The sequence below is a fragment of the Anabaena sp. AL09 genome (assembly GCF_001672255.1).
Classification (GTDB): Bacteria; Cyanobacteriota; Cyanobacteriia; order Cyanobacteriales; family Nostocaceae; genus Dolichospermum; species Dolichospermum lemmermannii.
Window position 1 is genome coordinate 97650 of sequence record NZ_LJOQ01000041.1, and the last position, 12148, is coordinate 109797.

Genomic DNA, 12148 nt, shown 5'->3' on the forward strand with positions numbered 1-12148 from the left:
TTTGACGGTCGCAGCGAGATTAGATTAGGCTAAACCTTTAATCTAATTCTGTCAGTAGAATCTCAGTGGCTTGGCTCCCTGAGAGTGTCAATTTCCCAGTCCCCTAAAATTTAATTTTTAAAGTAAAATACTTACTTGCTTGATTCACCAATTGTCAAAATAGTAAATTGCGTGAATATAAGCTAAATCGCATACCCCAACCAGCTATCCATCGTGCAAGATACCGACTCTATGAATGACATTGCTGCTGCACTCCAACAGCCAGCAGATTTAGACTTTGCATTACCTGATCCAGAAGATGAACAAATTCCTGAGTCCGATTTTTTACAACAACTTGATGTAGCATGGCAGGTATGCGATCGCTTTGATTTACAAACAGAAATTTGGCGTGGTCGCATTTTACGCTCTATCCGTGACCGAGAGAAAAAGGGCGGAGATGGACGCGGTGCGGGTTTTCTTAAATGGCTCAAAGAGCGCGAAATCAGTAAGACTCAAGCCTATAGTTGGATTCAATTAGCCAATAGTGCTGATACCTTGATATCAGATGGCAAACTGAACCCAGACACGGTTAATAACTTTAGTAAACGGGCATTTGTAGAAACCGCCAAAGCGTCTCCAGAAGTACAACAGATGGTCAGTGAAGCTGCGGAGAAAGGCGATCGCATTACCCGCAGAGAAGTCCGTCAACTCAGTGACGAATGGACAGCCATGTCCTCCGATTTATTACCAGAAGAAGTTAGGGAAAAAGCCGCAGATAACAGTCTGCCACCGCGCTACATTGCCCCTCTGGTCAAGGAAATGGAAAAACTACCCGAATTGCACCAAAAGGCCTTACAAAGGGATATAGCCGCCAATCCTGATGTTGATACTGTTAAACAAGCTACCTCAGAAGCCCGACAATTAGCCAAATATCTCAAATCTGCTGCCCAAGTGCAAGCGTTAATAGCGGAAGATGTAGATATTGAAACTGCACTAGAAGAAGCTCAACGAGTCGGTTGTTTAAGTATCGCCGCTGACTTGGTAAATCAAGCATCACAAATTGAACAAACCATTGGCAAATTGTACATGACCTGGAAAAAAATTAGTAGTTTAGCGGATAGGTTATATGTGGATACTGGTGCAAGTACGCCCAATTTGCGATCGCTCCTCACCTGCATAGAACCTCTAGGAGGGGAAATCATGGAACTGCAATTAAGCGGTACAACAGAACACACTATCCGCTTACAAATTCAGGAAACGAGTTAAGTAATGGGTAATGGGTAATTGGTGATTGGTGATTGGTGATTGGTGATTGGTAATTGGTAATTGGTAATTGGTGATTGGTAATTGGTAATTGGTAATTGGTAATTAGTCAAACTCTTTCTCAGTCCCCAACTTCCCCAACTTCCCCAACTTCCCCAACTTCCCCAACTTCCCCAACTTCCCCAACTTCCCCAACTTCCCCAACTTCCCCAACTTAACTTCCCCAACTTCCCCAATCTTACGGCGCTAATTCTTCCATTTTCTGCGCTAATTCTAAATCTAAATCACTGATAGCATTACCGATGTCGTGAGTAATAAGATTTACCTTGACTGTACTGTAAACATTAAACCATTCCGGGTGATGTCCAAGTTTTTCCGCGTGAACACCCACACTAACCATCCAACCTAACGCAGTTGCAAAGGAGCTAAATTTATATTCTTTGTATAATTTGCCTTCTTTAATTTGCCATCCTGGTAAACTATTGAGGGCTAATTTTAGTTCTGCTTCGCTGAGTTTTTGTGCTGCCATTTTCCTAACCTACATAGAGATTTATAAATACTGATTCTATCTAATTATCATCTTTTTCTATTTTTCCGCTTCCATCTTTTGACGAGTATATTTAGATAACGGAAATTTAAATAACGGCGATACTTTTGCACTACTTCTTTTCCTACCAGCAATGCACCTAACCAAAAAAGAACTTCAGCTAAAACTAATAACGCTGGGACTAATATAGCTTTTTGGGCGAGAGAAATTGGTATAAATGGTACAATTACAGCAATGATCAGCCACGGTAAAAATGAGATGATAATTAACACTAAACCAAACTTTTGCATATTTGATGATGATGACGGAATCTGAGTTTAGTATTTTTATATCTGTGGCTGGAGTGATTTAATCTACAGTCTTTAGAATTTTGTCTCGCCCAGACGGACAAAGAATGGCTTATAGCGGTTATAGGTTGAGTAAGATACAAGTTTATCCTTTTCTTCCCCCCGCCGCGGGGGGGATTGAGGGGGTGCGAGGAGACTATGATGTATCTCATACAAGTGCATACCGCTATATCAAGTTTAGAACTGAAAGTGAAAATTGGAAAAGCCATAACTGCGATCGCTACTAAGGTAGAATTAGCAAGGGCCAGTAAAAACTTCCCTTGTCCCTACCCCCCGGTAATTGGCTAAAGTCCAATTATTGTGGCAACCCCCTGCTGTTTCTCACCCCCCCAAAGAGGTCAGAAAAACCACAATTAGCGGCAGTAACCCTATAAATGCACTTGTTAGCGCTACTAACAGGCTCAACAAATTGGCATTTTTTTAGATTCCAGTTTAGCTTGGACATTGGCTATGACTCCATACATTTGTTTTTCTGTTGGTACAACCATCAGTAAAAACTAATTTAATAACTATAGTTTCTTGTTAAGTTAAATTAAATCACAGTGATAATTACCCCAAATTGATCGGGTAATTTAAGTTTTTGTATTAAATGATTCATGGACAACGGAGTAACACCGAATATGCAGCAGCTTGTAGACCAAATTGAAAAAATTGATTTCCAAAGCGAAATATATAAAGATGCTTATAGCCGCATCAATGCCATTGTCATTGAAGGGGAACAAGAAGCCCACGAAAATTACATTACATTAGCGAAACTGCTGCCAGCACAGGAAGAGGAATTAATTCGTCTCTCGAAAATGGAAAGTCGCCACAAAAAAGGTTTTGAAGCCTGTGGACGGAATTTAAAAGTGACTCCAGATTTAGAATTTGCGAAAAAGTTTTTCTTGGGACTACATGAGAATTTCCAAGCCGCAGCCAAAGAAGGTAAAGTAGTTACTTGCCTTTTGATTCAATCTTTAATTATCGAATGTTTTGCGATCGCTGCCTATAATATCTACATTCCCGTAGCTGATGATTTTGCTCGTAAAATCACAGAAGGAGTTGTAAAAGAAGAATACAGCCATCTTAACTTTGGTGAAGTGTGGTTGCAAGAAAACTTTACAGAATCTCAAGCCGAATTAGAAGCAGCAAACCGCCAAAATCTGCCCATTGTCTGGAAAATGCTGAACGAAGTAGCAGACGATGCCAAAGTCTTAGCAATGGAAAAAGATGCTTTAGTAGAAGACTTTATGATTCAATACGGTGAAGCATTAAGTAACATTGGCTTTACCACCCGTGACATCATGCGTCTTTCTGCCTACGGACTGGCAACCGTTTAATAACTGCCCACAGGGGTGACGACTTTGTTACCCCAGGGAGGTAGGGGAGGTAGGGGAAGTAGGGGAGGTAGGGGAGGTAGGGGAAGTAGGGGAAGTAGGGGAGGTAGGGGAGGTAGGGGAGTAATAGTTCTGTAGTCAACCGTCAACTGTGAACATTGACCCCTTATGTAGTATTTTTAATAATTAGATACTATAGTTTGCGATTTCTCCAAAATCCAAAATCTCAAATCCAAAGTTGGTATTGCCCACTAATTCCACAGTTTTGCACGACAGCACACGCCTAATATATCACTCCATGTTTGGTTTAATTGGACATCTGACTAGTTTAGAACACGCTCAATCAGTAGCTCAAGAATTGGGATATCCAGAATATGCCGATCAAGGGCTAGACTTTTGGTGTAGCGCCCCGCCGCAAATAGTTGATCATATCACTGTCACCAGTATCACCGGGCAGAAAATAGAAGGAAAGTATGTAGAATCTTGCTTTTTGCCAGAAATGCTGGCCAATCGTCGTATTAAAGCTGCCACGCGGAAAATTCTCAACGCTATGGCTCATGCTCAAAAGCATGGCATTGATATTACAGCTTTGGGAGGATTTTCCTCAATTATTTTTGAGAACTTTAATTTAGAGCAGTTCAAACAAGTCCGCAATATTAACCTAGATTTTGAACGCTTCACCACAGGCAATACTCATACAGCTTACATTATTTGTCGGCAAGTAGAAGAAGCCTCTAAACAACTAGGGATTGAATTGTCCAAAGCAACTGTAGCTGTGTGCGGTGCAACGGGGGATATTGGTAGCGCAGTCACCCGCTGGCTAGATAAAAAAACAGATGTCCAAGAATTACTATTAATTGCTAGAAATCAAGAACGTCTCCAAGAACTGCAAGCAGAACTAGGACGCGGTAAAATCATGGGATTACAGGAAGCATTACCCCAAGCAGATATTGTCGTCTGGGTGGCGAGTATGCCCAAAGGCGTAGAAATTGACCCGACAACATTAAAACAACCCTGTCTATTGATTGATGGTGGCTATCCTAAAAACTTAGGCACAAAAATTCAGCACCCAGGGGTGTATGTGTTAAATGGTGGCATTGTGGAGCATTCCCTAGATATTGACTGGAAAATTATGAAAATTGTCAATATGGATGTGCCAGGTCGGCAATTATTTGCTTGTTTTGCAGAATCAATGTTATTGGAATTTGAGAAGTTATATACAAACTTTTCTTGGGGGCGTAATCAGATTACCGTAGACAAAATGGAGCAAATTGGTCGTGTGTCCATTAAACACGGTTTTAGACCATTGCTAGTTTAGTCATTAGTCAGTGGTCAGTGGTCAGTGGCAAAGAAAAGACAACTAACAACTGACAACGGACGACTGACAACTGACAACCAACAACTGACAACTGACAACTAAGATAACTATGGCAACCACTGAGCGCAAACCGCTACTGTTAGATTTTGAAAAGCCTTTAGCAGAACTGGCCACTCGCATTGACCAAATTCGCCAACTGGCTGAAGAAAATGGTGTTGATGTTTCTGGACAAATTCGCCAACTAGAGACACGGGCGACGCAATTACGGGAAGAGATTTTTAGTAGTCTGACACCATCTCAACGATTGCAGGTAGCCCGTCATCCCCGCCGCCCTAGCACTTTAGATTATATTCAATCTATTAGTGATGAATGGATGGAGTTGCATGGCGATCGCTGTGGCGGAGATGATCCGGCTTTAGTGGGTGGTGTCGGGCGCATAGCTGGACAACCTGTGATGATGTTAGGACATCAAAAAGGCCGGGATACTAAAGATAACGTGGCTCGTAACTTTGGCATGGCTGCTCCTGGTGGCTATCGTAAGGCTCTGCGCCTCATGGAACACGCCAATAAGTTTAGTATGCCAATTTTGACCTTTATTGATACTCCTGGGGCTTGGGCAGGCATAGAAGCCGAACACCAAGGACAAGGAGAAGCGATCGCCTATAACCTGCGGGAAATGTTCAGCTTTGACGTACCCATCATTTGCACAGTTATTGGTGAAGGTGGTTCTGGTGGGGCGTTAGGTATTGGTGTAGGCGATCGCCTATTGATGTTTGAACACTCAGTTTATACCGTCGCTACCCCGGAAGCCTGCGCTGCAATTTTGTGGAAAGATGCCAGTAAATCTCACCTGGCCGCCGTAGCCTTAAAAATTATCTCCCACGACCTCAAAAACTTGGGCATTATTGACCAAATTCTCCCTGAACCCTTGGGTGGCGCACACTCAGACCCTTTAACAGCAGCGACAAACTTGAAACAAGCCTTGCTAGAAAACTTAGACGAACTGAACCGTCTGACACCTGCTGAACGTCGCCAACTCCGTTATGATAAATTCCGTAATATCGGCGTTTTCACAGAACTTGCTCACTAAAAATACTCAAGAAAATGGCATAGAATTACAGCAATGCTATAATTGCCTATGGCTGCTTAAAGATTTTTAACAATCTTCAAGAGCTATAAGCATTTGTATTTACTTGGTTTTATGAGCATCTGTTGGCTGACAGCATTGCCAAAAAGTTGGAAAATATCATGAATTTTGAGCAAAAAAGACGCGCCTTAATTACTGGTGCTAGTAGCGGAATTGGCAAAGCAACAGCTTTGGCATTTGCCAAGGCTGGGATAGATGTAGCATTGGTCAGCCGTTCTCAGGATAAACTAGAGTCCGTAGCTAAAGCTGCACAGGAGTTAGGAGTAGAAGCCAAAGCCTTTTGTGTAGACTTAGCTGAAGTTACCCAGGTTAAATCCAAAATTCAAGGAATAGCTGAGGAATTTGGCAACATAAATATTCTCATCAATAACGCTGGGATTGGATATACGGGCAACCTGAGTGAAACACCTTTAGAAGACTGGCAACAGGTAATTAATTTAAATCTCACCAGTGTCTTTCAGTGCATGATGGGAATTTTGCCAGGAATGCGCCAACAAGGCCAAGGCACAATTATTAATATTGCTTCTATAGCTGGCAAACAAGCTTTTCCGGGTTGGGGCGCTTACTGCGTCAGCAAAGCAGGACTTCTTTTCCTATCCCAAACCCTCGCACAAGAAGAACGTGCTAATGGCATTCGCGTCATTGCCATTTGTCCTGGTTCTGTGAATACAGAAATTTGGGATACACCTACAGTCCAAGCTAACTTTGACCGTTCCCAAATGTTAACTCCAGAAATTGTGGCGGCAACAATTCTGCACACTGTCTTATTACCACAAGAAGCAGTAATTCAAGAATTGACGATTATGTCCAATGCTGGTGTTCTCTAATTGGTGATTTTATCATTTATCTCTTTAATTACCACTGACAACTGTACGGGCGAAGCATTTGGAGAACTATTTTTGGCAATGACCGATAATTTATCTTCCAAATGCTTCGCCCCTACTAATGACCGATAATTTATCTTCCAAATGCTTCGCCCCTACTGACAACTGACAACTGACAACTGATAAATTACTAAAATTCAATCATGACTATCGCTGGTTCAAACGGTTCTAACACTTCCCAATCACCTCTCATTCCTGATTTAGCAGAAGCTATCAATGTCCGACCAGACCGCAATACCCATAATGGCAAAGAACCACAAATACATCCACCATCTGAGGAAATCATGGATGAAATGATGGCAGCGGTGCGAACAATGATTGTGGGAGTAGGAGAAGATCCTGAACGGGAAGGACTTCTGAAAACACCCAAGCGCGTAGCTAAGGCGATGAAGTTTCTTACCAGTGGCTATAATCAATCTTTAGAAGACCTCATCAATGGTGCTATTTTTGATGAAGGACATGATGAAATGGTGTTAGTTAGAGATATTAACTTCTTTAGCCTATGCGAACATCATATGTTGCCATTTATGGGTAGAGCGCACGTGGCTTATATTCCCAATCAAAAAGTGGTGGGATTAAGTAAACTAGCACGGATTGTGGAAATGTATTCTCGCCGGTTACAAGTCCAAGAAAGACTAACTCGACAAATTGCTGAAGCACTGCAAACCGTTCTCGAACCTAAAGGTGTTGCTGTCGTCATGGAAGCCAGTCATATGTGCATGGTAATGCGTGGAGTGCAAAAACCTGGTTCTTGGACAGTTACCAGTTCAATGGTAGGAGTATTCCAGGAAGAACAGAAAACCCGTGAAGAATTCTTCAGCTTGATTCGTCACCAACCGTCATTCTTTTAATGAGGGAACAGGGAACGGGGAAAAGGGAACAGGGAACAGGGAACAGGGAACGGGGAACAGGGAACAGGGAGCAGGGAACAGATTTTTTTAACTGACAACTGACCACTGACAACGAACAACTGACAACTGTACGGGCGAAGCATTTGGAGAACTATTTTTGGCAATGACCGATAATTTATCTTCCAAATGCTTCGCCCCACTGACAACTGACCAATTACCTATTCCCTAGATTTTGAAATAATAGAGCTACTTTGTCTAAATCTTTGTTACCTGGTGAGTGTTCGACACCACTGGATAAATCAATACCATGGGGTTTAATTTGACTTAAAGCAGTCAAAATATTATCTGGTGTGAGTCCTCCGGCTAAGAACCAAGGAAGAGAGGGGCTAAATTCCTGATTTAACATTGGCCAATCTAGGGTTTGTCCTGTTCCTCCTAGGTGTTGGGGATGGTAGGCATCAAGTAGTAGGGTATCTACATAATCTGTATAATGCGTGGTGGTTTGTAGATGCTCTAAACTGCGGACTCGTATAGCTTTAATAATTTCTACTTGGGATAAAGATTGACGTAATTGATGGCAAAATTCTGGTGTTTCGTCTCCATGTAGCTGGACACCAGTTAAACGAGACTTTTTAACTATTTGAGTAATTTCGGAAATAGTGGTGTTAGCAAAAACGCCGATTTTATCAATATTTGGGGGAATTGGAGCGATAGCTGCCTGAATTTGAGCTATATTAACGTAGCGAGGGGAACTGGGAACACAGATAAATCCTAGCGCTGTTGCACCCAGGGAAGTTATAGCTAGAGACTGCTCTGGTTGAGTAATACCGCAAATTTTAACCCGAATTTTCATCTGAAAAGTTACAAATAATCACAAAAGTATCTTAATTCAAGTTAAAAACTTTTGCTTTGTCCTTAGTAATTTTATAATTCGGTAGGATTATATTCATTTTTTCAATCAGGAGAACACACTTTCATGTTATCAGTTTTATTAGCCGCAGCATCCGTTCCTGTTACACCAGTGTGGAGTCCTACAGTCGGTATCATTATCAGCGCCAGCAGCGCAGTTGTACTTTTATTCACTTTTGCACTCAAATCTGCTAAAGTCGGACCAAGGATGCCTGTATTACCTGTGAGTATACCAGGATTCATTGGGGCAATGGCTTTTGGTCATGTGATTGGTATTGGTATTGTGTTAGGACTAACTAATATTGGTCGCTTGTAAGTTCGATTTCATCCTCTCTTGCTATAGAGAGTAAAAATTCAGCGGTAGGTAAAAATCAAATTACTTACCGCTAATGTCCTAACCACTTTGCTGGTTGACATAATTAATATTCATACCTATGTTCAAATCAAAATTGAATAGTAAATATTTTCCAGTTAAATTTTTATTGATCCTATTGGTAGCAATTAGCATTTTTTTTAGATTTACTGATCTGTCTCATAATTAAGGACTAGCTGAAAAAGAACCGCAGCAAACACCTTTGTATTTTATTATATTAAGATTTTGGACGCAAATATTTGGTAATTCTATGGCAGTAATTAGAAGTTGTTCAGCTTTTTTTAGCTTAGAAAATATGGTTCTACCGTTCCCCTTATGATCAAACATCCTTTTAATATATCCAAAACCATTGGTGTACATGGGTTTAATCTAAATTAATAAGCGACCTCAAATCCAATCGGTGTAGGGGTTTCAGGGATATTTTACCGAAAATATCATAAAGGGAGCGGTAGAGCCGAAAATATTGACTCGTCTGTTTTATTTAAGATTGAATAATTATTTCACAATTTTTGGTTTTTGAGGAATTAAATTCTCAGAATAATTGACCGCAGATAAACGCAGATAAACGCAGATAAAGACGGATGAATTAATGGATTTTATGATTCTGTGCAAATATAGATCCGAAAACCAATAAAATCGTTAGGATATTAATGGGGTTCAGGATTTTGTTGAAGGTATTGAAAAACTAGATAAATTGATGTTATGCAAACTAATTGGCAAATAGGTTCTTTATTTGGTATTCCTTTATTTTTAGACCCCTTATGGTTTGTAATTTTGGGGTTAACTACTCTGAATTTTGGATTTGCTTACCAACAATGGGGGACTGTCGCGGGTTGGAGTGCTGGTTTGATTATGGCACTGTTGTTATTTGCTTCGGTGCTACTGCATGAGTTGGGACATAGCTTGGTGGCACAGTCCCAAGGAATTAAGGTGAATTCTATTACTTTGTTTTTGTTTGGGGGAGTTGCGGCCATCGAGGAGGAATCAAAAACTCCTGGTAAAGCTTTTCAAGTAGCGATCGCTGGACCTGCGGTAAGTGTTATCCTATTTTTCTTACTGCGTCTGGGTGCGAGTGTTATTCCTGATAGTAATCCTTTGCATGAAATGATGGGAGATTTATCAAGAATTAACTTAGTTGTGGCTTTATTTAATTTAATTCCTGGTTTACCTTTGGACGGGGGACAGGTGTTAAAAGCGGCTTTGTGGAAAATTACAGGCGATCGCTTTAAAGCTGTACACTGGGCTGCAAAAGCTGGACAAATTTTAGGTTATACTGCGATCGCTTTGGGATTTGCGATTGATTTCTTCACCAGAGAATTTATCACGGGTTTATGGATTGTTTTGATCGGTTGGTTTGCGGTTCGTAATGCTAACAGTTATGACCGGGTAACTACATTACAAGAAACTTTACTAAAGTTAGTAGTATCTGATGGTATGACTCGTAATTTTCGGGTAGTTGATGCTAATCAAACATTGCGAGAATTCGCTGATTCTTATCTTTTAGAAACTACTACACCAGAAGTTTATTTTGCGGCTGCTGATGGTCGTTATCGCGGTTTAGTTAATATTAATGATTTGCGAACTACCCGAAGAAGTGAATGGGAAACCCAAATTTTACAAAGTATTGTTCATCCCCTAAATACAATTCCTACTGTTATTGAATCTACTTCTTTAGCAGAGGTAATTAAGAAATTAGAAACTGAACAATTACCTCAGATTACTGTTCTTTCTCCTGCGGATGCTGTTGCTGGTGTCATTGATAGAGGGGATATTGTCCAAGCATTAGCACAAAGGTTAAATTTACCAATTACTGCTGCGGAAATTAAACGCATCAAGGAAGAAGGGAGTTTTCCTCTAGGTTTACAATTAGGGGTAATAGCGAAGTCTGTGGAAAAATGAAATTGTCTGATAGCGTAGCCATATCAGGATATCCAGGATTTGAGGATTTATGGCTAACGCCACGCTACGCGAACAGAATTAATGAATATAATAATGTCTGAATCAGGATACCCAGGATTTTAGGATTAACAGGATTAATAAATATCACATCCTGTTAATCTTTTAATCCTGTAAATCCTGATTCAGACAATAAAATTTTTATTGAGCATTCATTACCATCTCTAGAGGATTAGAGATATATTCAAATGTTGGTTCAGAATTCCAAGGACCACGCTGATCTTTAGTCGCTCCGTCTGTTGATAAATTATAATAAAGAGAGACGGTTTCATCGGGTTTGATATTACCAAAAAGAGGTTCAGTCAACTTACCTAGAGAATCTAAAGCCTTCATAAACATCTGAGTATGAGAAATTTCTCGCGTTAATAAATGTACTAAAGTCTGTTTAGTTCCCTCATCTGTTGCTAGTTTAATCAACGCTTCATAAGTTTGCCTAGCACCGGCTTCAGCGGCAATATTAGCACGTAAATCGCGGACAACATCACCACCTTCATTCAAATAACTTGCTGTCCAAGCACTTCCCTGACTATCAAGAAAATGGGGTCCAATACCTCGAACCGCAAATAAGGTACTTTTATATGCTTCTGTTTGGTCAGTATTTTTGGTGTGCATTTCGATGAGTTTTCCAACCATTTCTAAATGACCAAATTCCTCGATAGCAATATCCTGGAGCATATCCTTAATTCCAGGATTTTCTACATGAAAAGATTGTACCCAATATTGTAAAGCTGCTGAAAGTTCACCAGTTGCACCACCAAATTGTTCTAACATCAACTGAGCAAAACGGGGATTTGCTTCATCAACTTTAACAGCATGAATCGGTTCTTTTTTATGAAAAAACATAGTTTTAGCTCTTTTGATTTCAACTCAAACAACAAAATCCATCAGCATAACTATTAGTAAGTTATGCCCTGCTGCCTCTTTGGAATAATCCCCACAAATAAATGGCAATAATTGCCCCAAGAACTGCCACTATTACTCCAGGAATACTTAAAGATGCCGATGTCAGTTGTAAAGTCCCTGTGCGGAGAAGAGTAAATAAAGTACCACCGATAAAAGCACCAACAATACCTAAGATCATGGTGGATATCATCCCCCCACCTTGATAACCAGGATAGATTGATTTGGCAATTACACCAGCTAATAGTCCCAAAATTATCCAAGTAATAATATTCATTGATTGCCTCAAAAAATTGACTTAGGTTATGTCAAATTTATCAAAGCTTAATATTATTTATTTCTACCTAATGACATAAAC

Annotated in this window: 17 protein-coding genes; 9 read left to right on the forward strand and 8 right to left on the reverse strand. The window is 40.4% G+C overall.

Annotated elements, in window-relative coordinates; all coding sequences use genetic code 11:
• Positions 1–213: 213 nt before the first annotated feature.
• Entirely contained in the window at positions 214–1245 is a 1032-nt protein-coding gene (locus AN490_RS08580) for a hypothetical protein (RefSeq protein ID WP_168634303.1), read from the forward strand.
• On the opposite strand, the gene AN490_RS08585 is transcribed toward AN490_RS08580, so the two are convergent.
• The 3 genes from AN490_RS08585 to AN490_RS08595 are packed head-to-tail and all read right to left on the reverse strand — an operon-like array spanning position 1242 to position 2079.
• Positions 1242–1469 carry a hypothetical protein gene (locus tag AN490_RS08585; protein WP_300001793.1) on the reverse strand — a complete coding sequence of 76 codons (228 nt, stop codon included), beginning with the start codon at positions 1467–1469 and terminating at the stop codon, positions 1242–1244. The genes AN490_RS08580 and AN490_RS08585 overlap by 4 nt on opposite strands.
• A gap of 11 nt (positions 1470–1480) precedes the next feature.
• The gene (locus AN490_RS08590; RefSeq protein ID WP_300001796.1) at positions 1481–1771 is read right to left on the reverse strand and encodes a 4a-hydroxytetrahydrobiopterin dehydratase; all 291 of its coding nucleotides are present in this window, start codon (positions 1769–1771) and stop codon (positions 1481–1483) included.
• Positions 1772–1818: 47 nt separating this feature from the next.
• Complete coding sequence (locus tag AN490_RS08595; RefSeq protein WP_300001799.1) at positions 1819–2079, reverse strand: transporter suffix domain-containing protein; 261 nt, start codon at positions 2077–2079, stop codon at positions 1819–1821.
• A 195-nt stretch (positions 2080–2274) separates the two neighbouring features.
• Between AN490_RS08595 and AN490_RS08600 the strand changes: the two genes are divergently transcribed.
• Together AN490_RS08600 and AN490_RS08605 are read left to right on the forward strand one after the other, a co-directional pair.
• A complete protein-coding gene (locus tag AN490_RS08600) occupies positions 2275–2424 on the forward strand; it encodes a hypothetical protein (protein ID WP_271823531.1) in 150 nt (49 codons plus the stop codon).
• Positions 2425–2756: 332 nt separating this feature from the next.
• The gene (locus tag AN490_RS08605; protein WP_271823539.1) at positions 2757–3455 is read left to right on the forward strand and encodes an aldehyde oxygenase (deformylating); all 699 of its coding nucleotides are present in this window, start codon (positions 2757–2759) and stop codon (positions 3453–3455) included.
• Here AN490_RS08605 and AN490_RS08610 read toward each other — a convergent pair.
• A complete protein-coding gene (locus AN490_RS08610; protein ID WP_300001804.1) occupies positions 3452–3601 on the reverse strand; it encodes a hypothetical protein in 150 nt (49 codons plus the stop codon). The genes AN490_RS08605 and AN490_RS08610 overlap by 4 nt on opposite strands.
• A 149-nt stretch (positions 3602–3750) precedes the next feature.
• Here AN490_RS08610 and AN490_RS08615 point away from each other — a divergent pair, with 149 nt between their 5' ends.
• The 4 genes from AN490_RS08615 to folE all read left to right on the forward strand — a co-directional run bounded on the left by AN490_RS08615 (position 3751) and on the right by folE (position 7652).
• Complete coding sequence (locus AN490_RS08615; protein WP_015079154.1) at positions 3751–4770, forward strand: long-chain acyl-[acyl-carrier-protein] reductase; 1020 nt, start codon at positions 3751–3753, stop codon at positions 4768–4770.
• Positions 4771–4879: 109 nt separating this feature from the next.
• Positions 4880–5860 (forward strand): acetyl-CoA carboxylase carboxyltransferase subunit alpha, encoded by a 981-nt coding sequence (locus AN490_RS08620; protein ID WP_015079153.1) that lies wholly within the window; start codon positions 4880–4882, stop codon positions 5858–5860.
• Between the two features lie 158 nt (positions 5861–6018).
• Positions 6019–6744, forward strand: coding sequence for an SDR family oxidoreductase (locus AN490_RS08625; protein WP_300001808.1), 726 nt, complete (start codon positions 6019–6021; stop codon positions 6742–6744).
• Between the two features lie 200 nt (positions 6745–6944).
• Entirely contained in the window at positions 6945–7652 is a 708-nt protein-coding gene (folE, locus tag AN490_RS08630) for a GTP cyclohydrolase I FolE (protein ID WP_015079151.1), read from the forward strand.
• A 214-nt stretch (positions 7653–7866) separates the two neighbouring features.
• Here the strand turns inward: folE and AN490_RS08635 are convergent, their stop codons facing one another.
• On the reverse strand, positions 7867–8499 hold the full coding sequence (locus AN490_RS08635) for a phosphoribosylanthranilate isomerase (RefSeq protein ID WP_300001884.1): 633 nt from the start codon (positions 8497–8499) through the stop codon (positions 7867–7869).
• Positions 8500–8628: 129 nt separating this feature from the next.
• Between AN490_RS08635 and AN490_RS08640 the strand changes: the two genes are divergently transcribed.
• Positions 8629–8877, forward strand: a complete 249-nt coding sequence (locus AN490_RS08640) for a photosystem I reaction center subunit PsaK (RefSeq protein ID WP_300001812.1) — start codon at positions 8629–8631, stop codon at positions 8875–8877.
• A 222-nt stretch (positions 8878–9099) separates the two neighbouring features.
• Here the strand turns inward: AN490_RS08640 and AN490_RS08645 are convergent, their stop codons facing one another.
• Entirely contained in the window at positions 9100–9294 is a 195-nt protein-coding gene (locus AN490_RS08645) for a hypothetical protein (RefSeq protein WP_300001815.1), read from the reverse strand.
• Between the two features lie 342 nt (positions 9295–9636).
• On the opposite strand from AN490_RS08645, the gene AN490_RS08650 reads away from it, so the two are divergent.
• The gene (locus AN490_RS08650) at positions 9637–10833 is read left to right on the forward strand and encodes a site-2 protease family protein (RefSeq protein WP_300001818.1); all 1197 of its coding nucleotides are present in this window, start codon (positions 9637–9639) and stop codon (positions 10831–10833) included.
• 198 nt (positions 10834–11031) lie between these two features.
• Here AN490_RS08650 and AN490_RS08655 read toward each other — a convergent pair whose 3' ends face one another.
• A complete protein-coding gene (locus tag AN490_RS08655; RefSeq protein ID WP_300001821.1) occupies positions 11032–11733 on the reverse strand; it encodes a manganese catalase family protein in 702 nt (233 codons plus the stop codon).
• A 61-nt stretch (positions 11734–11794) separates the two neighbouring features.
• Positions 11795–12067: a GlsB/YeaQ/YmgE family stress response membrane protein gene (locus AN490_RS08660; RefSeq protein ID WP_148762930.1), complete on the reverse strand. Its 273-nt coding sequence runs from the start codon at positions 12065–12067 to the stop codon at positions 11795–11797.
• Positions 12068–12148: the final 81 nt, after the last annotated feature.